Here is a 21,876-nt window from a genome sequence, read left to right on the forward strand (position 1 = left end):
TCTCAGTGGTGCTGCCGCGCCCAGCAAGCGACCATATTGCGCTCGCCGGCGTATTCATCGTCATCTCCGCAGAGCTGCGCAAGGGCTGCCTGCCGGATAATGCGCACGACATGGCGGCCGGAGATCGACAGGATGCCCTTGTTGGCCAGCTTGGTCAGCGTCCGCGACACGGTTTCGATCGTCAGGCCGAGATAGTCGGCAACGTCCAGCCGTGTCATCGGCAGTTCGAGCATGGCGCCGATCGCACCGTTCGCCGCAGCCCGGCGCATCTCCGCGCGCAGGAAGGTACAGAGCCGCTCTTCGGCATTCTTGCGCGACAGCAGCACCATCTGGTCCTGCTGGGCGGCCAGTTCATCGCACATCCGCGCAAACATTTCCGGCCCCAGTTCCGGCGTGCGCACCAGTTCCTGCTCCAGCGTCTTGCGGGAAACCCTTTGAACACAGGCGTCGCCGATCGCATCGGCGCTGTTGAGATAGACATCCTTGAGGGAGACGCCGATGATGTCGCCGGCATGCAGGAAACGGGTGATCACGCGCCGGCCGTCCGAGATGATCTTGAAAATCCTGATCGTGCCCGAGATCACCCGGAACAGATGCCTGGCGGCATCACCTTCGAAGAACAGCGCCTGGCCGGCGGAAAGCTGCTCGACGGGCTGGCGGACGAACAGATCACTCAGACTCGTCGGCTGGACACCGAGCGCAACGCCGTCGCGATTGTCCACGACCAGATGAATCGAGCGTGCCTGCAACATGATGTATCTCCGCGTTTTCGATGCGGATAATTGACAATACGCAGGTGACACGCGAATGAGCCGCATGTTAGACACGGTGCGATCGTGTAACAGTTTGTAACAAACCGGTTTCCGGCCGGTCCGCCAGGTTCGAATATGTCCGTTTCCTCCCGCCACGAGGCCCATCTTCTTGTGGTCGATGACGATCCGCGGATCCGTCAGCTGCTCACCACGTATTTTCTGGACGAAGGTTATGCCGTGACAGGCGCCGCGAACGGAGCGGAGATGCGCGATCATCTCCGCCAGCGGAACTTCGACATCATCCTTCTCGACCTGGTGCTGCCCGGCGGACAGGACGGACTCGATCTCGCCCGCGAGATCCGGGCGCAATCCGACGTGCCGATCATGATGCTGACCGGCCGCGACGATGTCGTCGACAGGATCGTCGGCCTGGAAGTGGGCGCCGACGATTACATCGCCAAACCCTTTCACCTGCGCGAGGTGCATGCGCGGCTGAAATCGATCCTGCGCCGCCGCAAGCCTGCCGCTCACCAGCCCGAGCCGCAGACGGAGGAAACCATCGGCTTCGAGGATTGGAAACTCAATCTCGTTCGTCGCCGGCTTCTCGACCCCGAGGGCAACGAGGTGGAACTCAGCACGGGCGAATTCGACATGCTAGTGGCATTCCTGCGCCATGCCGGCCGCGTCCTGACCCGCGAGGTGCTGATGGACATGACGCGCGGACGCAATCTGGAAGCCTTCGACCGGACGATCGACGCGCAGATCGTCCGGCTGCGCCGCAAGATCGAAACCGACCCGAAACGGCCGCAATTCATCAAGGCCGTCCGCGGCGTCGGCTACGTCTTCACCGGAAGGCTGGACTGACGGCGTTCAAACCCGGCCCGGGCGTCACGAAGCCCGCGACTGTAGGCGGCTTTCGATCAGGAGGCCGCTTTCGTCGAGGATCGGATGGGCGACGGAGACGATATGGGCGTTGATACGCTTCAGGTCGCGCAGGATATCGAGATGCAGCGAACTGGTCTGGAAGCTTTCCGGCTTGTCGTCCCTGAGACGCTGCAGATGCCGCTCGGATGAAATCTTCTCCAGCCGGCGAACTTCCACCTTCACCTCCATCAGCCGCTTCGCCAGGGTGAAATCGCGGGTGACGAAAATCGTCTGGGCGATGCGCAGGTTCTCGGTGGTGAGGTTGAACAGGCCAAGCAGTTCCTCGAACCCGTCTTCCGAAAAGCGCAGACCCTTGCTGATCTTCTTGCTCACCTCTTCCGACAGGCCCTTTTCGATGATGTCGCCGATGTGCTCCAGATTGATGGCATAATCGATGATGACGATGGAACGGCGGCTGTGTTCCTCGTCCAGGCTGCGGCGTCCGAGGCTGGAGAGATAGACCTTCACCTCCTGCTGCAGCCGGTCCACCTGCTTTTCCAACGTCGGGATGTCCTTGAGCCGCGTCAGGTCGTTCTTCTGGAACGCGTCGGCGGCGTTGGTGAGCATGCGCTCGATCAGGTCGCCGACACCCAGAACTTCGCGTGTCGCGCTCGTCAGGGCGACGACCGGCGTGGCGAGTTCATCCTTGTCGAGGAAACGCGGCCCATCCGGCTCGGCGTCCTTGTCGGGAATCAACCGCAGCATGGCCACCGAGAGCAGCCGCGAGAACGGCAGGGCGACGACGGCCAGCACGATGTTGAAGATCAGGTGCGCATCGACCGGCAGGTGTGCCACGGACAGAGGCAGTGACGCCAGCAACCGGCCTTCGTAGGCGGCGAAGGGCAGGACGAGCGCACAGCCGAGCGCCCGGACCAGCAGGTTGCCGACCATCAGCCGGCGCACGGCCGGCGCGCTCGAGAGCGTCGCCAGCACCGGGGAAACGGCACCGCCCAGATTGGCGCCGAGCACCAGCGCGATGACGAGGCCCGGCGACAAAACGCCGGTTGCGGCGATGGACAGGATGAGCACGACCATCGCCAGGCTCGACGACGAAGCGCAGGCAATGCCGGCCGACAGCAGCAAGGCGACCGGCCAGGCATCTTCCAGCAGGCGGATGAAGGCGACGAGCGCCGCCGATTCGCGCATCGGCTCGGTGGCCATGCCCAGCAGATGCAGGGAAAGCAGCATCAGGCCGATGCCGATCAGCGCGTTGCCGACACCCTGCCGTGGCGAGGAGCCGCTGCGGAAGAGAACGAAACCGGTGATCACCAGAAGCGGCGACAGCCATTCGATGCCGGTCGCCACGATCCAGGCGGTGATCGCCGTGCCGACATTGGCGCCGAGCAGCACCACCTGCGCCATGCGCGGCTCGATCAGCCGCCGCTCGACGAAGGAGGAGGCTATCAACGCCGTTGCCGTCGAACTCTGCAGGGCAAGCGTCGCCAGCAGGCCGGAAACGAAGGAGCGGAAGCTTCCCCTCGTCCCCCGCGCCAAACCGGTCCTCAAACGCAAGCCGAAAGCCTGCGTGACGCCGTCCTTCACCTGACGCAAGCCGAACAGAAGCAGGGCAACCGCTCCGAACAGATTGATCATGACGATCGCAGATGTCATGGCTTGCTCCTCCTGGATCGTTTGGCTGTGGAGATCGCGCTATTCGCGCGACTCATGAAAGCTTTTGAGTTTACAGCGGTTCCTTTCGCGGTGTTTGTCTTTTATGACAGTTTTATGACACTTTCAGCGACATCGAGGAAGTCCCACATGCTCTCACTGTTCCGGAAACTGCTGCCCCGCGAGGACCGCTTCTTCGATATGTTCGAGCAGCATTCACGCACGGTGGTCGGCGCTGCCGAGGCATTGAACGCGCTGCTTTCCGGCAACGACATCGACGGCAACTGCAAACGCATCGTCGCCCTCGAAAACGAGGCAGACGACATCACCCGCGACGTGCTGCTTGCCGTGCGCCGCAGCTTCATCACTCCGTTCGACCGCGGCGACATCAAGGACCTGATCCAGTCGATGGACGACGCCATCGACATGATGCACAAGACGGTAAAAACCATCCGCCTCTACCAGCAGACCAGCTTCGACCCCGGAATGCAAGAGATGGGCAAGGCCGTCGTCGAAGCCGCCCATCTCGTTGCCGAGGCGATACCGCTGCTCAACAAGGTCGGCGCCAACGCCCAGCGGCTTTCGAGCATCGCCGAGGAGGTCACCCGCGTCGAGGGCCGTTCCGACGATCTCTACGACCGCGGCCTGCGCGACCTCTTCCAGCGCCACGGCGTGGCGGGCAACGCCATGGCCTACATGATCGGCAGCGAAATCTACGGCGAACTGGAAAAGGTCGTCGATCGCTTCGAGGACGTCGCCAACGAAATCAGCGGCATCGTGATCGAGAACGTCTGATGGAAGCCTCCCTTGCCTTTCCGCTGCTCGCGGGCCTGATCGGCATCGCGCTGTTCTTCGATTTCCTCAACGGCCTGCATGATGCGGCGAATTCCATCGCCACCATCGTTTCCACCCGCGTGCTGCGGCCGCAATATGCCGTCGCCTGGGCCGCCTTCTTCAATTTCATCGCCTTCATGTTCTTCGGCCTGCATGTCGCCGAAACGCTGGGCACCGGCATCATCGATCCCCACATCGTTTCGCCGCAGGTGATTTTTGCAGCCCTGATGGGCGCCATCCTGTGGAACATCATCACCTGGGTCTTCGGCATCCCCTCCAGTTCCTCGCATGCGCTGATCGGCGGCCTGGTCGGCGCCGGGCTTGCCAAGGTGGGGTTTTCATCGATCGTCTGGGGCGGCCTTTTGAAAACCGGGGCAGCGATCTTCATGTCGCCGGCCATCGGTTTCTTCCTGGCGCTGGTGCTGGTGCTGGCCGTCTCGTGGATCTTCGTGCGGCAGACACCGTTTGCCGTCGATCGCACCTTCCGCATCATGCAGTTCGTCTCCGCCTCGCTCTATTCCCTCGGCCACGGCGGCAACGACGCGCAGAAGACCATGGGCATCATCGCCGTGCTCCTGTTTTCGCAGGGCTATCTCGGCGAGAGCTTTTACGTGCCGTTCTGGGTGGTCATCACCTGCCAGTCGGCCATGGCGCTGGGCACGCTGTTCGGCGGCTGGCGCATCGTCCATACGATGGGGTCGAAGATCACCCGGCTCAACCCGATGCAGGGGTTTTGCGCCGAGACCGGCGGGGCGCTGACGCTGTTCGGCGCCACCTGGCTCGGCATCCCGGTCTCGACCACCCACACCATCACCGGCGCGATCATCGGCGTCGGCGCGGCACGCCGCGTCACCGCCGTTCGCTGGGGCCTGGCCGGCAACATCGTCGTCGCCTGGGTCGTCACCCTGCCCGCCGCCGCCATGATTTCCGCCGGCTTTTATTTCGTCGCCGGGTTTTTTGGCTGAAAACCGGACAGATGGACGGCCTTGCGGCGCATGATTGCTCCCGGGCCGTTTCGCCGCAGACCTCGCAGACCTTTTCCTCCGCCGGAAATGCCCTAGATCTCAACTATCCTTTGAATAAAAATGAAAGGAAGCCGAGATGACTCCGAAGCAGATCCGCGGGGCAGCCTATACGTTTGAACAGTTCATGGAAAAATACGGATTGACCGCAGAAGAAGCCCAGATGCTCTTTGCAAAATTCGGTCCATCCAGCGTCGATCTCGACATCCTGATGCGCGCCAAGGGCAGGACGCCGGAAACGACGACGGTAGCGGCTTGATATGCCGGCCTCGCCTGCCGGCCGCTTCTCCGGCAGGCGCCATGTTTTATGGCCGATTTAAAAAATCAATAAAACTCATCGCCGTTGTTTAATTTGTTTGGAACAATTTTACCAAGCTGGCGTTACCTTGTGACATTCCGGGTGAAGACTTGTTTTTATGGGGCTTTTCATGAAGCATGTGGAAGCGGAGCAGGTGCAAAAATCCGGCCTGCAGGAAGTTTTGAGCGTCAGGGATTTCGCCAGGCGCCACCGTCTCAAAAAAGATGAAGAGGAGCGCCTCGTCACCCTGTTCGGCGGGTTTGCGACGCGGGCCGAACTTCTCTCCAATGCCCGCCGCAGCGCGGTTTTCCGCTGATCCAGTCCAGGCAAGGCAAGTGTCTTAACCGCTTGCACTTGCCGAACCGATCCTAAATGGTCGATCGCCGCCCTGGCAGCGGGGTTTTCGGATCGTCCCTCCCCTCGCTCCGGCAACCGGAGCATCGTCCCATCATGATCCGGGGTCTTTCATTGTCCGCGCAGGTTTCCTCCGCCGTCCTCCTGTGGTTTCGCAAGGATCTCAGGCTCGACGACAATCTTGCCCTCGTCTCGGCGACACGCGCCGGCCAGCCGGTGGTTCCGGTCTATATATGGGATGCCGACGACCGGCAGGCGGGCTCGCTCGGATCGGCGCAGGACTGGTGGCTGCATCACTCCCTCGCCGCGCTCGACGACCGGCTGCGCGCGCTCGGCAGCCGACTGGTGATCCGCAAGGGTAAAGCACTGCCGCAACTGCAAGACCTCTGCCGGCAGACGGGCGCCCGGAAAATCATCTGCAACCACCGCCGCGATCCGCCGGCTGCTTCCATCGACCGCGCAGTCTCGGCGGCACTTGCCGAAGACGGCATCGAGACGGAGAGCCACGCCGGCCAGCTGCTGCACGATCCGGCCCGGCTGCTGACGGGAAGCGGCGGACCTTACCGCGTCTATACGCCGTTCTGGAAAACGCTGGAGCGCTGCGGCGAACCGCGCGAACCGGTCGACGCGCCCGAGAGCCTCGAAGCGCCGTCCTCCTGGCCCGATTCCGAAACGCTGAAGAGCCTTGGCCTTCTGCCGCAAAAGCCCGACTGGGCATCGGCCTTTCCCGAGGTCTGGACACCTGGGGAAGCCGCTGCCCTCGAAAAGCTCGAAACTTTCCTGGAGGACGGGCTCGACGGCTACGAAACAGGCCGCGATTTCCCGGCAAGGCCAGCAACATCCCTTCTGTCGCCGCATCTCGCAATGGGTGAAATATCGCCCTATCGCATCTGGCACGCTACGCGTGGGCGAAACGTTTCCGGCGGCGATCTGGTGCGCTTCCGCAAGGAGCTTGCCTGGCGGGAGTTCTGTTACCACCTGCTTTTCCACTTCCCCAACCTCGCCGACAAGAACTGGAACAGCCGCTTCGACCATCTCCGCTGGCATGGCGATGAAACAGCCTTCCGCCGCTGGACCGAAGGCAAAACCGGCTATCCGATCGTCGATGCCGGCATGCGCCAGCTCTGGCGCCACGGCTTCATGCACAACCGCGTGCGGATGATCGCCGCCTCCTTCCTCGTCAAGGACCTGATGATCGACTGGCGCGAGGGCGAACGCTGGTTTCGCGAGACGCTGGTCGATGCCGATCGGGCCTCCAACAGCGCCAACTGGCAATGGGTCGCCGGCACCGGCGCCGATGCCTCGCCGTTCTTCCGCATCTTCAATCCGATCCTGCAAGGTGAGAAATTCGATCCCGAAGGCACCTATGTGCGGCAATTCGTGCCCGAACTCGCCGGATTGGACGACAAATATATCCACCGCCCGTTCGAGGCGCCCGCCAAGGCATTGGAAAAGGCCGGCATCGCCCTGGGGGAAACTTATCCCCAGCCGATCGTCGACCATGGCAAGGCGCGAACGGCGGCACTTGCCGCCTACGGTGCGCTCAAGGACCAGTCCTGACGAGACCGGCGCCGATTTTTCCTCTTGGCATTTTGCCGAAAACCGTCAGGAAAAAAATTTCCACGGATTGCCTTTCATCGGCTGGAAGCTGCGCTATCCTTTCAGGAAGATACCCTTCGGAAGAAGATCCGCCGGGGCATGCCGGAAAGCGATGCCAGAACCCGTTGCCGGCGTTGAGATTTTCGGCTGGCAAGCCTGTGCGCTTACCGTCGGCGTTCGTCGGCAGGCATAGAATTTGTGAATAAGGGAGGCTGGATGGTTCCACGCCCTCTTTCCCGGACAAAACAGCAAGCCGGATGCGATTCTTCGTTTGTCGATGCGGAAAACCGAGGTTAAGTTAGGCGAAATTGTGTCCGGGATATGGCGGCACCAAGGCATTGCGCCCTCATAGCCCGGTCATGCACAGGCGATGATTGCTGGAGACCGTTCAATGATGAACACGCCCGTCTGGGATATGCTTTTCAGGAATGCCGAGCACCTTTCGGCGGAAAATATTTCACGCGCCCTCAAAGGCCTGCCGGCGAAGGCGCAGATCATCCTGCGCGGGCTGGCCCATCTCGAATACGGATCGCTCGCCCTCAACCTGCCTGACGGCCGCAGCCTGCTGGTCAAGGGCAAGAAGCAGGGACCGGCTGCCGCCATCCGCCTCAACAACTGGAACCTGCCGCAACGGGCGCTCACCGGCGGAACCATCGGCGTCGCCGAAAGCTACATGGACGGCGACTGGGACAGCCCGGATGCCGGGGCCTTCATGGAACTGTTCCTTGTCAACGACAAGGTCGGCTCGAACATTCCCAACGGCGCCCGCGGCATATTGCGACTGGTCGAACGTTTCCGCCACTGGCGCAACGCCAACACCAAAACCGGTTCGAAACGCAACATTTCCGCCCATTACGACCTTGGCAACGATTTCTACAAGGAATGGCTCGATCCGACGATGACCTATTCCTCGGCGATCTATTCGACCGGTGCCAACGACCTGCGCTCGGCACAGACGGCAAAATACCGCGCGCTGGCGGAGGCCGCCGGCATCCGTTCCGGCGACCATGTGCTGGAAATCGGCTGCGGCTGGGGCGGTTTCGCCGAATTCGCCGCGTCGGAGATCGGCTGCAAGGTAACCGGGCTGACCATCAGCCGCGAACAACTGAAATACGCGCAGGAGCGTATCGCACGCGCCGGCCTGTCGGAGAAGGTCGATCTGAAATTCCAGGATTATCGCGATGAGACCGGCCTCTACGACCGCATCGTCTCGATCGAGATGTTCGAGGCCGTCGGCGAAAAATACTGGCCGACCTATTTTGGCAAGCTGAAGCAATGTTTGAAACCCGGCGGCAAGGCGGGGCTGCAGATCATCACCATCAAGCCGGAATCCTACCAGGAATACCGCGACAATCCCGATTTCATCCAGCGCTACGTCTTCCCCGGCGGCATGCTGCCGACACCGGACCACCTGGCCGAACTGGGCCGCAAGGCGGATCTGGCGCTGACCAGGGATTTCGGCTTCGGCCTCGATTACGCCCGCACGCTCGGAGAATGGCGCGAACGCTTCTGGTCGGTCTGGGACCGGCTGAAGCCGCTTGGCTTCGACGAACGTTTCCGCCGGCTCTGGGAGTTCTATTTCTATTATTGCGAAGCCGGATTCCGCGCCCGCAACATCGATGTGCGGCAGGTGGTTTTCACCAAGGCCTAACCCGTTCCGGACCGTGCGGAGCCGGTCTTTGTCGTTACAGACCAAGCAGCAAAGGATGGGTCCGATGCCGAAAACGCCAGAGAGACACGTCACAGTCACACCGCAAATCTGGCAGGCCCTTCGCGCCTGTGTCGAAAGCGGCGAGTTTGCCACCGTCGAGGACGCGCTCGAAGACGCCGTGCGGCTTTGGCAGCACAGACGCATGCAGGAGACGCGGGAGGCCGACAGCATCGGCCGGCGCCTGCGCACCTCGATGGAGGATACCCGGCCAAGCCTTTCCGAGAAGGAGGCGGACCGGGAGATGCACCACTTCATCGAAAACCGCAAGAATGCCGTCCGGCACGGGCCGCACTGAAGAGACCGCCGATCACAACCGGCACTCCCGCGCTCTGCATGGACGTTCGATGAAAGGCCAGCGCCCAGCAGGCCGATCACGCGAGCGTGACGGGCAACTGGAAGCCGGATTCGGCAGTTCAAGACAAATTTTGCCGCGGGTCGTCGCTCAGCGAAACAGAATTTCTTGCCATCGCGTCCTTGTGAACCGAAAAGACGGCACCTATTCTTATCGTCAAACGAAAAGGCACGACCACATGGCGTTTCATCCCTCCGTTCTGGAAGCAATCGGCAACACGCCGCTGATCCGTCTCAAGGGAGCCTCCGAAGCCACCGGCTGCACCATTCTCGGCAAGGCCGAATTCCTCAACCCCGGCCAGTCGGTCAAGGATCGCGCCGCCCTCTTCATCATCCGCGACGCCGAAAAGAAGGGCCTGCTGAAGCCCGGCGGCGTCATCGTCGAGGGTACGGCCGGCAATACCGGCATCGGCCTGACGCTCGTCGCCAAGGCGCTCGGTTATCGCACCGTCATCGTCATCCCGGAAACCCAGAGCCAGGAAAAGAAGGACGCGTTGCGTCTTCTCGGCGCCGAGCTGGTCGAAGTTCCCGCAGTTCCCTACAAGAACCCCAACAATTACGTGAAGGTATCCGGCCGGCTTGCCGAACAGCTCGCGAAGACCGAGCCCAACGGCGCCATCTGGGCCAACCAGTTCGACAACGTCGCCAACCGCCAGGCCCATATCGATACCACGGCGCCGGAAATCTGGAAGGATACCGACGGCAAGATCGACGGTTTCGTCTGCGCCGTCGGCTCGGGCGGCACGCTGGCCGGCGTCGCGGCCGGCCTGCGCGGCTTTTCCGACAAGGTGAAGATCGGCATCGCCGATCCGGACGGTGCCGCCCTCTACGAATTCTACAGGAACGGCCAGCTGAAGAGCGAAGGTTCGTCGATCACCGAAGGCATCGGCCAGGGCCGCATCACCGCCAACCTGGACGGCTTTACGCCGGACTTCGCCTACAACATTCCCGATTCCGAAGCACTGCCACTGATTTTCGACCTCACCGAAAAGGAAGGTCTCTGCCTCGGCGGCTCGACCGGCATCAACATTGCCGGCGCCATCCGGCTTGCCCGCGACCTCGGTCCGGGCCATACGATCGTCACCATCCTTTGCGATTATGGCAATCGTTACCAATCGAAGCTTTTCAACCCCGACTTCCTGACCTCCAAGGGCCTGCCCATTCCGGCCTGGATGGCTAGGACACCGGATATTTCCGTCCCCTACGAAGCCGCATAAGTGATCCCATGCCCGTCAATGCCCTGTTTCGAGATGATTTTTACCTGTCGACCTGCGAAGCGGTGGTAACGGCCGTCCATGAGGACGGCGGCATAGAACTGGACCAGACCTGCTTTTATGCCACCTCCGGCGGCCAGCCGGGCGACACCGGATTTCTCGAACGGGCCGACGGCTCGAAGATCGCGCTCGGACAGACGAAGACCGGCGCGACCAAAGACATCATCCTCCACGTGCCGCTCGAAGGCGAAGCAGCACCGCTCGTCGGTGAAAAGCTGGTGCTGCACATCGACTGGCCGCGCCGCTACAAGCTGATGCGCATGCACACCGCCTGCCACCTCTTGTCCGTGGTCTGCCCCTACCCGATCACCGGCGCTGCCGTGGGCGAGGATGAAAGCCGCGTCGACATCGACATGGGCGAAGTCGCTGACAAGGATGCGGTGACGGCGAAGATGATGGAACTGGTCAACCAGAACCACCCGGTCTACCTGCAATGGATCACCGACGAGGAACTGGCCGCCAATCCCGGCATCGTCAAGTCGAAGAACGTTCGCCCGCCCGTCGGGCTCGGCCGTGTCAGCCTTGTCTGCATCGGCGAAAATTCTGCCATCGACAGCCAGCCCTGCGGTGGCACGCATGTCTCCGAAACCCAGGAGGTCGGAGCGATCTACATCTCGAAGATCGAGAAAAAGGGCAAGGAGAACCGCCGGTTCCGCATCCGTTTCGGAACGCCCGGCGACAACGCCTGATAGACGAGGAGAATCCCATGAGCGAGACCAAGAGCCGTTTCGTCGTTTCGGCCGACTGGCTGCAGGCGGAACTCGGCAGCCCGGACCTGCGTGTCCTCGACGCCTCCTTCTATTTGCCGGCGCAGAACCGCAACGCCGATGCCGAATATGCCGCCGGCCACATTCCGGGCGCCCTCCGTTTCGATCAGGACAAGATCGCCGATCATTCCTCGCCCCTGGCGCACACCGTGCCTTCGCCGCAGGAATTTGCCGCCGAAGTCGGCAAGCTCGGCATCCGCGAGACGGATCGCATCGTCGTCTACGATGGCCCTGGCATCTTTGCCGCGCCGCGCGTCTGGTGGCTGTTCCGCACAATGGGAGCGAAAAACGTCTTCGTGCTCGACGGCGGCCTCGACGGCTGGAAGGCCGAGGGCCGGCCGCTGGAGACCGATGTCCCCAAGCCCGCGCCGGTCACCTTTGCGGTGAATTTTAATGCCGACCGCGTCGTTTCCTTCGAAGCCATGGAGGAAATCGTCGCCGAAGGCACGATGCAGGTCGCCGATGCCCGCAGCGCCGGCCGCTTTGCCGGCACTGAACCCGAGCCCCGCGCCGGCATGCGCTCCGGCCATATGCCCGGCGCCAAAAACCTTCCCTCCGGCGTCTTTTCCGACAAGGGGCATTTCAAGTCGCTGCCGGAATTGCGCCGGACGATTACGGACGCCGGCATCGACCTGTCGAAACCGGTCGTCACCACTTGCGGTTCCGGCATCACCGCTGCCATCATCACGCTGGCGCTCGAATCGCTCGATCATGCCGACAACAAGCTCTATGACGGCTCCTGGTCCGAATGGGGCAGCCGGGAGGATACCGCCGTGGTGACGGGTAAGGAATGACATGGCTGCCAAGAAGCCTGTAGCGCTCCCGGTTCACATCACCCGCCTGGAAATGACGGCGCCGCCGAAGGCTAGCCTGCCGGTGCCCGTCAATATCCAGACCGCGATCATGCGCACGCCGGATATCCCGCTCGCCTTCTATCGCTATCTCTACCGTCAGGTGGGAGCCCGATGGCATTGGGTCGACCGGCTGCGAATGAGCGACGAAGAACTGGCGGCCGCCATCCACTCCCAGGCCAACAGCATCACCGTGCTTTACGTCAACGGAGCGCCGGCCGGCTTTTTCGAATTGCTCAATAGCGACGAGCACACCGTCGAATTGATCCATTTCGGCCTGATGGAGCATGCGCTCGGGCTCGGCATCGGCAAGTGGTTCCTGCTGCAGGCGCTGTATTCTGCCTGGCAGGCCAATCCGAAGAAGGTGGTGACCACCACCAACAATCTCGACCATCCGCGCGCCCTGCAACTCTACCAGATGTTCGGCTTCTCGCCGGTCTCTACCAGCAGCGGCAGCATCCTGCCATTGAGCGATGCCGAACTTCTTGCATTCGCCCGACAAATGTAAACGGCGGTTTACCTTCATGGCCGGCGCATGAATGGGTGGTTCATCGGCTCTTCAGCTTCGGCATGCGAAATTGCAACCCTCAGCAGATAGAGAGGGACCGACATCATGAACCGCCGCTTCTTCCTCACCGGGCTTGCCGCCCTCGCCGTCGCGCCCGGGATTTCTTTTGCCCAGGAAACCCCGTCCGAAGACGCGATCATCCGCCGTCTCGATGCAGCGCCGAGCCGCCGCGTACGGCCGGACGAACGGGTCACCATCCGCGAATTCAAGCACCGCCGCGAACTGCGCGACCGCGCGCCGTCGATCGACATCCAGTCGATCAATTTCGAGTTCGGCTCGTCGCAGATCGCCCGCTCGGAATATCGCAAGGTGCGCATCATCGCCAACGCCCTGCAGCGCATCACCCGCCGGCGTCGCGGCGCCCGCTTCCTGATCGAAGGCCATACCGATGCCGTCGGTTCGGCCGCCTCCAACCAGGTGCTTTCCGAGGACCGGGCCGAAGCGCTGAAATGGGTTCTGGTCGAAGAGTTCGGCATCCCCGAACGCGCGCTGGAAACCGTCGGTTACGGCGAGGAATACCTGCTGGTGCCGACCGAGCGCGAGGAATGGCGCAACCGCCGTGTCACGCTACGCCGCATCGACGAATTCCTTCGGTAAGTTCAGACAACGCTATCGGGGTCTGCAAGGCGGCTCTTCGAAAGGTTCGAAGAGCCGCTGTCGATTCCCGGCAATGCGGCGTCAGACCCGCAACCCAAACCCTTGCATCAGCCGTCGCGTCGAAAAATCCGGATTTCCCGAGGTGAAGACGGCGAGATCGAAACCGTCGGGGTGTTCGGCGTTGTCGATGAGCGGCACCTTGCGGCGCGCCTGCCGGGCGATGGCTTCGGCGGGGTCCAGCCAGTCGACCGGCCAGGGCGCGAGGCGGCGGAAGACATTGGCCATGAACGGATAATGGGTGCAGGCGAGCACGACGATATCGGTCTTGCGGCCATCGCTGTCCAGAAAGCACGGCTCGATTTCGGAGAGCACATCGCCGTCGGCGACCGCCTCGCCGCGAATATAGGCTTCCGCCATGCGCGCGAGATTTTGGGAGCCAACAAGGCGCACATGGCACTGCGTGGCGAAGGACTGGATAAGGTCGCGGGTGTAGGCACGCTTGACGGTGCCCGGTGTGGCGAGCACCGAGACCAGACCGGAGCGGGTGCGTTCGGCCGCGGGCTTGATCGCCGGCACCGTGCCGACAAAGGTCATCTCGGGAAAGGCGGCGCGCAGATCGGAGCCGACCAGCGTGAAGGCGGTGTTGCAGGCGATGATGCAGATTTCCGGATCGTGCTCCTCCAGGAGCCTGGCAAAAAGGTCGAGGATATGGGCGCGCAACGCGTCCTCCTCCCAGCCGCCATAGGGAAAGCCGGCATCGTCGGCGACGTAGACGAAGCTGCGCTCCGGCATCAGCACCCGCGCCTCACGCAGCACCGTCAATCCGCCGATGCCGGAATCGAAGACGAGAACGGGTTTCGGTTCAAGCGTCTTCGTGGCCGTCGTCACCATCCTTGTCCCCTGCCTGCGGCGCCCCCGCTCCGCGCGGCGATTGCCGCGAAAACCGGTCGAGCGACGAGATCACGCCGCGAAAGATATTGATTTCCTGGGCGGTGAAAGCCCGCCGGGAGAGAGCGGCCCGCAAGTTGTCGATCATTTTCGGCTTTTTGGCGGCGGGGCGGAAATAGCCGCGCGCATCCAGCGCCTCCTCGACGTGGTCGAAAAGGCCGAACAGCTCGTCCTTGCGGGCAGGACGCTGCTCGACCGGCTGGAACGGCGTTTCGCCGAGGTCCTCCATGCCGGACTTCATCCATTCATAGGACATCAGCAGCACCGCCTGGGCGATGTTCAGCGAGGCGAAGGCGGGATTGACCGGAAATGTGACGATCTCGTCGGCCAGCGCCACTTCCTCATTGGTCAGACCCCAGCGTTCGCGGCCGAACAGGATGCCGGTCTTTTCGCCGGAGACATACCGTTGCCGCAGCGTCGTGACAGCGACGACCGGCGCGCGCACCGGCTTGAAACCGTAACGCTCCCGCGCCGTGGTGGCATAGACGAAATTCAGGTCGGCGATCGCCGCCTCCAGCGTCTCGAACACCGTGACGCCGTCGATGACGTGGTCGGCCTTGGAGGCGGCGGAGCGCGCCTTCTCGCTCGGCCAGCCGTCGCGCGGATTGACGAGGCGCAATTCCGACAGGCCGAAATTCGCCATGGCGCGTGCCACCATGCCGATGTTTTCGCCGAGTTGCGGTTCGACGAGAACGATCGCCGGCCCGCCGGTCAGAAGTTCGCGTTCGCTGTTGGTGCCTGCCATTGGCCAAAAATTCCTTGAGATCGCGTAGATATGCCGCAATATCGCCCTCACGCGCGCTCGGCAAGCCTTACCTCTCGGGATGCATCCGATCCAGCGAGGCGTTCAGCATCTCGATGCCGAGCCTCGACCCCTGATGCGACAGCGGCAGATGCCGCCCGCCCGCCGCCGGCGCCTTGCGTTTGATGAAGAAGCTTGTCGTTCCCTTGGCGGCGACCCGCTCCAGGGAAAGGAGCGTTGCCGCGATCGCCGGCTGAACAGCCATCCGCTCCCCCTCGCCGGCAAAAGCGAAACGGCTGGAAAAGACGCGCGCCCAGTAGGTCGAGGCCATGAGGATTGCCAGCGTCTGGCGAATATGGCCCGGCCGGGTGACGATCTGCCAGGAAACGCCGAGCGGCCGGGCGGCGGTCGCCACATCGCGGTAGGCAGCATCGAGTTTTTTCGACAGGCCGATCAGGTCTGCGCCGGTGGGGCCGGTGGTGCTGGTGTCGAGCAGCTGGCGCAGCGTGTCGAACCATTTGTTCAGTGCCGTATCGAGCGCCGATTGCGTGCGGGTCGGCAACACCAGGAAAGCGACGCCGGCACCGGCCAGGGTACCGATCACCGTTTCCTCCAGCCGCAACCGCAGCAGATCCAATGTCAGCGCCCCCGTCAGGCCGTAGACGAGGCAGATGACGATCGAGACGAAAAAGGTCATCGCCGTATAGGAGACCTGCAGCCAGTAGAATGCCAGGAAAACGCAGAGGATGGCGAACAGGACGGCAGGCACCGGGAAACCGGAGAGCACGGTGGCGAGCAGCATGCCGCAGGCGATGCCGAGCAGCGTGCCGCCGGACCGTTGTGCTGCCTTGATCGCCGTATCGCCGCGTGAATTGGTGTTGGTGAAGACGAGAAAGGCCGAAAGCACCGCCCAGAACCAGCGATCGCGCGACAGCATCAGCCCGAAGACCATGGCAATTCCCGAAGCAAGCGTCATCTGCAACGCCGTGCGCAAGGCGGGGTTGCGCAGCGACCATTCCGGCTTCGCCGCTGCCGGCGCAGGCATCGTTTCCGGCTGCGCAAGCCCGTGGAAATCACTGGCCTCGATTGCCGCCATCGTCGTGACCGCGGCCGCCCGCGCAGCCTGCAGCCAGAGCAGCGCGCGAACCGTCTCGGCCAGCCGTTCGTCCTTCTCCTCGATCGCCGCCTCCCATTCGATAGCCTGTTCGTCGTGGCCGAGAAGGGCTTGCAGCAGGACCGGGCGCGGCAGCCCCTGCCGGCTCAGCACGATGGCGCTTTCGGCGGCAAGATGCAGGTCAAACAGCCGCAGGCCGATGTCGGCCGCCGGATCGTCCTCTTCCGGCAAAGCTCCGGTGCGGCTGACGGGCACCAATCCATCGGCCATCAGCACCGCCTCCTTCAGGCGTTCCTCCAGCCGGTTCAGTTCGGCGCGATCCTCCGCCGTCCATTCGCCCTTCTCGGCGATGGCAAGCAGGGCCGCGACGATACGATCCACCCGGCCGAGCACGCTCACCATGGCGCGCAGGAAATCGCGGCGCCAGTCGTCCGGCAGGAGATGGATGCGGACGATGTGCGCCGTTGCCGCAGCCGTCACCGCACCGAGCGCCACGGAAGGAATGTCGGCTATCGCCGGATGCAGATAGGCACCGATGAAATAGGACATGAAGGCGAACATGCCGACAGCCGCCCAGCGCGTTCCGAACGCCCTGAGCAGCGACGCGGCGAAAATGATGGCGAGGAAGGCGACATCCGAAACCAGGCGCCACGGCTCCAGCGCCGCCGCGAGCGCTATCGCCGCCACCGCGACGAGACAACCGATCGCCCGCGTCTTCAACTGGTCGGCAGCAGAAATATCCCGCACCGTCAGCCCGCCCTGGATCGACAGGACAATGCCGATCGAATAGGCGGCCGGCGGCAACGGCATGGCAAAGATGTGCACCGCGGCCAGCAGAAGTGTGCTGATGACGATCGTCAGCGTAACGCGCAATCCGAGCCGCAGGCGCGAAAATGCCGGATCGTTGGCAAGCAGCCAGTCGCGAATCTGCAGCCCGGCGTGGCGCGAGGGCTGCTTTCCGGTCTCCGTCAGTAGGGCGATCTCAGCCTCCCTGCTTTGCGATCTCCACCATGATGCCCTTTAGCGATGAAAAATTCCCGTCATCGAAATTTTCCGTCAGGATGTCGTCGATGACGGGCTTGCCGCCCTCCTCGACGACCAGGAACTTTACCGTCGAGACCTTCTGATATTCCGGCTCGGTGCCGGCACAGCTCATGTTCTTGAAGGTCGCGTCCACTTCCGTCGCTCCATCCTTCGGTCCCTTGACGGCAATGGCCGTGTCCTGCAGCGGGCAGCCGTCCTGGCCGTTGACGATCACGTCGTAGTCGAACGGCGACGTGCCTTCGTCATAGGCCGGAAACTTGGCGGCGGCCCGGTATTTTTCGACGAAATCCTTGCTGTAGAGGCGTCCGAGACGGGGCTCGTCGAACAGATCCTGAAACTCGTGATCGCCCTCCTGCCAGTTGGTGGTGGTCGCATCCATCACTTCGCGCACCGGAACGGCAGGATCGCCGGCCAGGGCGGCGCCGGATGCCAGGCAGGAGGAAAAGCACAGGAAGGAAGCGAGGACGACGGTGCGCATGACGGCAAATCCTTGTTTTACCGGAGAGTGAGTCGGGCCGGAGAGTAGCGACTCGCCGGGGTTTGACAATCTCGAAAGAGCATGACGCCTCTGTGGCGGCTTCTCTCAAAAAAGCAGACCTCCGGTCGTTGCCGGCTTTGCGTTCCGGGGCGACAGTGCTATAGCGCACGGGATTTGACTTCACCCTCCCGGGACCCGTTCCCCCAAGCGCTCAAGAGGCTTTTCATGCAGAAGATCAAGGTAGCAAATCCGGTCGTCGATCTCGACGGCGACGAGATGACCCGCATTATCTGGCAGGCGATCAAGGACAAGCTGATCCTTCCCTATCTCGATCTCGACATCGAATATTACGACCTGTCGGTCGAAAACCGCGACGCCACCAACGACCAGGTCACCATCGACGCCGCGCACGCCATCAAGAAACACGGCGTCGGCATCAAGTGCGCGACGATCACGCCGGATGAGGCCCGCGTCAAGGAATTCAACCTCAAGCAGATGTGGAAGAGCCCGAACGGCACAATCCGCAACATCCTCGGCGGCGTCATCTTCCGCGAGCCGATCATCTGCAAGAATGTGCCGCGCCTCGTTCCCGGCTGGACGCAGCCGATCGTCGTCGGCCGCCACGCCTTCGGCGACCAGTACAAGGCAACCGACTTCAAGTTCCCTGGCAAGGGCAAGCTGTCGATCAAGTTCGTCGGCGAGGACGGCGAGGTCATCGAGAAGGACGTGTTCGACGCCCCCGGCGCCGGCGTTGCGATGGCGATGTACAACCTCGACGAATCGATCCGCGAATTCGCCCGCGCCTCGATGATGTACGGCCTGATGCGCAAGTGGCCGGTCTACCTGTCGACCAAGAACACCATCCTGAAAGCCTATGACGGCCGCTTCAAGGATATCTTCGAGGAAGTCTACCAGGCAGAATTCAAGGCGAAGTTCGACGAAATCGGCATCACCTACGAACACCGCCTGATCGACGACATGGTCGCTTCGGCGCTAAAATGGTCCGGCGGCTACGTCTGGGCGTGCAAAAACTACGACGGCGACGTACAGTCCGACACCGTTGCACAGGGTTTTGGTTCGCTCGGCCTGATGACCTCCGTCCTGCTGTCGCCCGACGGCAGGACCGTGGAAGCCGAAGCCGCCCACGGCACCGTGACCCGCCACTACCGCCAGCACCAGAAGGGCCAGGAAACCTCGACGAACTCGATCGCCTCGATCTTCGCCTGGACCCGCGGCCTCGCACACCGCGCCAAGCTTGACGACAATGCCGACCTCGCGAAGTTTGCCTCGACGCTGGAAACGGTGTGCGTCGCCACCGTCGAAAGCGGCTTCATGACCAAGGACCTGGCGCTCTTGATCGGCCCCGACCAGCCGTGGCTGTCGACCACCGCCTTCCTCGACAAGATCGACGAGAACCTGCAGAAGGCCATGGCCGCCTGAGGCTTCAGGCAAACCGGCAAGATATGCGACGGCGGGGTTTTCCCCGCCGTTTTCTTTTGCAGGCCATGGCTTGATGCCGGTCAATGCCGCCCCAAATCTGCCTGGACCGGCTTGCAATGCACTTCTTTGCATTGCAGGTTCGACGAGAGCCAAGAGGAGGCACCATTGACCGCGAAGCTGACATTCTACACCAACCCGATGTCGCGCGGCCGAATTGCCCGCTGGATGCTGGAGGAAACCGGCGCGCCCTACGAGACGGAATACCTGTCCTTCGGCGGCGCGATGAAATCGGCGGATTACAAGGCCGTCAATCCCATGGGCAAGGTGCCGGCGATCAGGCACGGCGATAAAGTCGTCACCGAATGCGCGGCGATCTGCGCCTATCTCGCCGACGCCTTTCCCGAGGCAGGGCTTGCGCCGCCGACCGACAAGCGCGGCAGCTATTATCGCTGGATGTTCTTCGCGGCCGGGCCGCTGGAGATGGCGGTGGTCAACAACGCGCTCGGCTTCCAGATTCCCGAGGACAAGCTGCGCATGGCCGGCTGCGGACGCATGAGCGACGTCATGGAAACGCTCGAGGCTGCCGTCTCCGCCTCCCCCTACATCGCCGGCGACCGTTTCAGCGCCGCGGATGTCTATGTCGGCTCGCATATCGGCTGGGGTATCGGTTTCGGCACCATCGAAAAACGACCGGCCTTCCTCGATTATTGGGGCCGCGTCAGCGAACGCGAAGCCTACAAGCGTGCCAACGCCCTCGACGACGCGCAGATGCCGAAACAGGCAGGCTGAAACCGGTGGGAGGCGCGCGGCACGGCAGCGCGCCCCGGTCGCGTCATGCCGCCAGCGGCATATAGATCTCGGTCACCAGTTCGGTCGGCGCGACATCCTGCGGCGTGTTGAGATAGTGTTCGAACATCAAGGCGTCGCGCAGCGTGCGGCCCGACTGCGGCAGCCATTCGGCGTAAAGCCAGCGATAGGCCAGATGCATGTCGGCATAAGGCCCCTTGTGGCGCAGCACGGCGTAATCGCCGCCATCCAGCGACCGCCGCTCCAGCGGCGCTTGCGCCGGCAGGTCGGCAGGCGCCTCCACGCAGGCATAGGACCGCAGTTTTTCAGCCGGCACGAGACCGGGATCGTCGAGATAGACACCGATCATCGTCATCTGCGGCGGCATCAGGCCACGCACATGCAGCGTTCCTGTAAGGGTTTCGAAAGCGCGACCGATATCCATATAGCTGCCGGAATGCGCTACGCCGACAAGGGATTTCGGGGCGATGGTCTTGATGGTGACGTCGTACATGAGGTTAGCCTTTCCACGAGCTGCTGGTTCGAAAACAACGTGGCTTCCCTCTTTCCGGTAGCGTGCCGGAGGCATGCCGTAGACCGACTTGAAGATCCGGTTGAACGACTGGAGATTGGGATAGCCGGATCGTTTCGCAATTCCTGATATCGGCAACCCGGTGCGGACGATCTCGCCCGCGGCGCGATGCAGGCGAAGCCGCTTGACGGTGGCCGCCAGCGTTTCGCCGTAGATCGCCCGGTAGATCCGATGCCAGTGGTAACTCGACAGGCAGGCGATTTCGGCGAGCCGGTCCATATCCAGCTCCTCGTCGAGGTGGTCGTGGATATAGGCTGAAACCCGCCGCAGGCGGTGTTCGTAAAGGCTCCATGCCGTTTCGCCGTTCATATCGAGGTCCCTTGCAATTCGATCGACCGGACAGAACCATACACCGATTTGACAAATCCTGCGGAGTTGCCGACCGGCCGTCTTGCGCCAGTGGCTGTGGATCGGCAGGGCACCTCATAGCACGATCAGCCTTGCCGCAGGCAGGCGGCAAGGCGAGACGCGGGAAGCACCGCCTCGATGTACCTGTGGATGATCGGGTATCGCGGCATCGTTTTTCAGCCAGTCCCGGCAGGGTTGCCTCAGTAGATGTAGCGATCGCGATCGCAAACCTTGACGCGATGGAAATAGGAATTCCCATGGCCGTCGAAGACGCGGATCCGCTCGAAGGAGCATTTGCCGTCGCTACGGACCCAGCGAACCCGCTCGTTCGGCCAGGTGGAACGGATCCGTTCGATGCTCTTGTTGCCTTCACCACGACCACCGCCCTGGTCTCCGCGGGCAGCATTGGCTTGCGTCGTGACGAGCATGGTACCGGCGCTGGCTGCGGCCAGCAGGACGATCATAACTTTGCGCATTGCGGTCTCCTCTCGTGTGAAAAGGATGATCCACGTCATCCCAACCGCGACGATGCGCCGAGCGGATCGACAGTGCAGTTCCCGGCGGAACAGGAAAAGGGATTGACATAGACCGGAAGCGCAGGCCGCTTGCCGCATCTCGCATCATCAACCGGAAGGAAACAGGACAGGCAACCGGTCCATATGGTGCGGACGACGGGGGTCGAACCCGTACAGCCGAAGGCCGAGAGATTTTAAGTCTCTTGCGTCTACCAATTTCGCCACGTCCGCGCGCGTCCTGTTTCAACGACATGGGCGCGTCCGTCAAGTACCCTTTTCAGGCCTGGTTTTTTGCAGCAGAAAGCGGCCTCTGAAATCAGGGCGCAAAAAGAGGCGCAGGTTTCCCCGCGCCTCCCGTT

The 21,876-nt window shown here is 62.5% G+C and carries 24 protein-coding genes and 1 tRNA gene; 15 read left to right on the plus strand and 10 right to left on the minus strand.

From position 1 onward, the window contains the following. Positions 1-2 precede the first annotated feature (2 nt). Positions 3-752: a helix-turn-helix domain-containing protein gene (locus DEM27_RS15580; protein WP_109459170.1), complete on the minus strand. Its 750-nt coding sequence runs from the start codon at positions 750-752 to the stop codon at positions 3-5. 135 nt (positions 753-887) lie between these two features. On the opposite strand from DEM27_RS15580, the gene DEM27_RS15585 reads away from it, so the two are divergent. Then, positions 888-1,616, plus strand: a complete 729-nt coding sequence (locus tag DEM27_RS15585) for a response regulator (RefSeq protein ID WP_109459171.1) — start codon at positions 888-890, stop codon at positions 1,614-1,616. 24 nt (positions 1,617-1,640) lie between these two features. Here the strand turns inward: DEM27_RS15585 and DEM27_RS15590 are convergent, their stop codons facing one another. Further along, positions 1,641-3,287 carry a Na/Pi cotransporter family protein gene (locus tag DEM27_RS15590; RefSeq protein ID WP_109459172.1) on the minus strand — a complete coding sequence of 549 codons (1,647 nt, stop codon included), beginning with the start codon at positions 3,285-3,287 and terminating at the stop codon, positions 1,641-1,643. Between the two features lie 147 nt (positions 3,288-3,434). Between DEM27_RS15590 and DEM27_RS15595 the strand changes: the two genes are divergently transcribed. The 5 genes from DEM27_RS15595 (at position 3,435) to DEM27_RS15615 (ending at position 7,352) form a co-directional block, all read left to right on the plus strand. Then, positions 3,435-4,079 carry a DUF47 domain-containing protein gene (locus tag DEM27_RS15595; protein WP_109459173.1) on the plus strand — a complete coding sequence of 215 codons (645 nt, stop codon included), beginning with the start codon at positions 3,435-3,437 and terminating at the stop codon, positions 4,077-4,079. Further along, the gene (locus tag DEM27_RS15600; RefSeq protein WP_109459174.1) at positions 4,079-5,083 is read left to right on the plus strand and encodes an inorganic phosphate transporter; all 1,005 of its coding nucleotides are present in this window, start codon (positions 4,079-4,081) and stop codon (positions 5,081-5,083) included. Before DEM27_RS15595 ends, DEM27_RS15600 begins: the two co-directional genes overlap by 1 nt. 136 nt (positions 5,084-5,219) lie before the next feature. Beyond that, positions 5,220-5,399 (plus strand): hypothetical protein, encoded by a 180-nt coding sequence (locus DEM27_RS15605; protein WP_109459175.1) that lies wholly within the window; start codon positions 5,220-5,222, stop codon positions 5,397-5,399. Positions 5,400-5,568: 169 nt separating this feature from the next. Further along, entirely contained in the window at positions 5,569-5,754 is a 186-nt protein-coding gene (locus DEM27_RS15610) for a hypothetical protein (RefSeq protein WP_109459286.1), read from the plus strand. Between the two features lie 134 nt (positions 5,755-5,888). Beyond that, positions 5,889-7,352: a cryptochrome/photolyase family protein gene (locus tag DEM27_RS15615; RefSeq protein WP_109459176.1), complete on the plus strand. Its 1,464-nt coding sequence runs from the start codon at positions 5,889-5,891 to the stop codon at positions 7,350-7,352. Here DEM27_RS15615 and DEM27_RS33610 read toward each other — a convergent pair. Then, the gene (locus tag DEM27_RS33610; protein ID WP_128755517.1) at positions 7,336-7,617 is read right to left on the minus strand and encodes a hypothetical protein; all 282 of its coding nucleotides are present in this window, start codon (positions 7,615-7,617) and stop codon (positions 7,336-7,338) included. The two genes, DEM27_RS15615 and DEM27_RS33610, sit on opposite strands and share 17 nt — an antisense overlap. A gap of 165 nt (positions 7,618-7,782) precedes the next feature. Here DEM27_RS33610 and DEM27_RS15620 point away from each other — a divergent pair, with 165 nt between their 5' ends. From DEM27_RS15620 to DEM27_RS15650, 7 genes are all read left to right on the plus strand, one after another. Then, a complete protein-coding gene (locus DEM27_RS15620; protein ID WP_109459177.1) occupies positions 7,783-9,042 on the plus strand; it encodes an SAM-dependent methyltransferase in 1,260 nt (419 codons plus the stop codon). 64 nt (positions 9,043-9,106) lie between these two features. Then, a complete protein-coding gene (locus DEM27_RS15625; RefSeq protein WP_128755518.1) occupies positions 9,107-9,397 on the plus strand; it encodes a type II toxin-antitoxin system ParD family antitoxin in 291 nt (96 codons plus the stop codon). 235 nt (positions 9,398-9,632) lie between these two features. Then, entirely contained in the window at positions 9,633-10,670 is a 1,038-nt protein-coding gene (locus DEM27_RS15630) for a cysteine synthase A (protein WP_109459179.1), read from the plus strand. An 8-nt stretch (positions 10,671-10,678) separates the two neighbouring features. Continuing rightward, complete coding sequence (locus tag DEM27_RS15635) at positions 10,679-11,416, plus strand: alanyl-tRNA editing protein (RefSeq protein ID WP_109459180.1); 738 nt, start codon at positions 10,679-10,681, stop codon at positions 11,414-11,416. Positions 11,417-11,433: 17 nt separating this feature from the next. After that, positions 11,434-12,288, plus strand: coding sequence for a 3-mercaptopyruvate sulfurtransferase (gene sseA, locus DEM27_RS15640; protein ID WP_109459181.1), 855 nt, complete (start codon positions 11,434-11,436; stop codon positions 12,286-12,288). Position 12,289: 1 nt separating this feature from the next. After that, on the plus strand, positions 12,290-12,853 hold the full coding sequence (locus tag DEM27_RS15645; RefSeq protein ID WP_109459182.1) for a GNAT family N-acetyltransferase: 564 nt from the start codon (positions 12,290-12,292) through the stop codon (positions 12,851-12,853). Positions 12,854-12,955: 102 nt separating this feature from the next. Next, complete coding sequence (locus DEM27_RS15650) at positions 12,956-13,510, plus strand: OmpA family protein (RefSeq protein ID WP_420028829.1); 555 nt, start codon at positions 12,956-12,958, stop codon at positions 13,508-13,510. Positions 13,511-13,591: 81 nt separating this feature from the next. On the opposite strand, the gene murI is transcribed toward DEM27_RS15650, so the two are convergent. From murI to DEM27_RS15670, 4 genes are all read right to left on the minus strand, one after another. Next, positions 13,592-14,401: a glutamate racemase gene (gene murI, locus DEM27_RS15655; protein WP_109459184.1), complete on the minus strand. Its 810-nt coding sequence runs from the start codon at positions 14,399-14,401 to the stop codon at positions 13,592-13,594. Then, a complete protein-coding gene (locus DEM27_RS15660; RefSeq protein ID WP_109459185.1) occupies positions 14,373-15,203 on the minus strand; it encodes an RNA methyltransferase in 831 nt (276 codons plus the stop codon). Before DEM27_RS15660 ends, murI begins: the two co-directional genes overlap by 29 nt. Before the next feature lie 67 nt (positions 15,204-15,270). Then, positions 15,271-17,286: an FUSC family protein gene (locus DEM27_RS15665; RefSeq protein WP_109459186.1), complete on the minus strand. Its 2,016-nt coding sequence runs from the start codon at positions 17,284-17,286 to the stop codon at positions 15,271-15,273. 10 nt (positions 17,287-17,296) lie between these two features. Continuing rightward, on the minus strand, positions 17,297-17,836 hold the full coding sequence (locus DEM27_RS15670; RefSeq protein ID WP_109459187.1) for a hypothetical protein: 540 nt from the start codon (positions 17,834-17,836) through the stop codon (positions 17,297-17,299). Between the two features lie 225 nt (positions 17,837-18,061). Between DEM27_RS15670 and DEM27_RS15675 the strand changes: the two genes are divergently transcribed. Next, on the plus strand, positions 18,062-19,276 hold the full coding sequence (locus DEM27_RS15675) for an NADP-dependent isocitrate dehydrogenase (RefSeq protein ID WP_109459188.1): 1,215 nt from the start codon (positions 18,062-18,064) through the stop codon (positions 19,274-19,276). Positions 19,277-19,441: 165 nt separating this feature from the next. Further along, positions 19,442-20,065: a glutathione S-transferase family protein gene (locus DEM27_RS15680; protein ID WP_109459189.1), complete on the plus strand. Its 624-nt coding sequence runs from the start codon at positions 19,442-19,444 to the stop codon at positions 20,063-20,065. 43 nt (positions 20,066-20,108) lie between these two features. Here the strand turns inward: DEM27_RS15680 and DEM27_RS15685 are convergent, their stop codons facing one another. The 3 genes from DEM27_RS15685 to DEM27_RS15695 form a co-directional block, all read right to left on the minus strand. Next, positions 20,109-20,963: an AraC family transcriptional regulator gene (locus DEM27_RS15685; protein ID WP_109459190.1), complete on the minus strand. Its 855-nt coding sequence runs from the start codon at positions 20,961-20,963 to the stop codon at positions 20,109-20,111. Positions 20,964-21,202: 239 nt separating this feature from the next. Further along, positions 21,203-21,478, minus strand: coding sequence for a hypothetical protein (locus tag DEM27_RS15690; RefSeq protein WP_109459191.1), 276 nt, complete (start codon positions 21,476-21,478; stop codon positions 21,203-21,205). Positions 21,479-21,662: 184 nt separating this feature from the next. Then, positions 21,663-21,748 (minus strand) — tRNA-Leu (locus DEM27_RS15695). Positions 21,749-21,876: the final 128 nt, after the last annotated feature.

Origin of the sequence: Rhizobium album, from assembly GCF_003122325.1 — a bacterium.
Taxonomy (GTDB): domain Bacteria; phylum Pseudomonadota; class Alphaproteobacteria; order Rhizobiales; family Rhizobiaceae; genus Metarhizobium; species Metarhizobium album.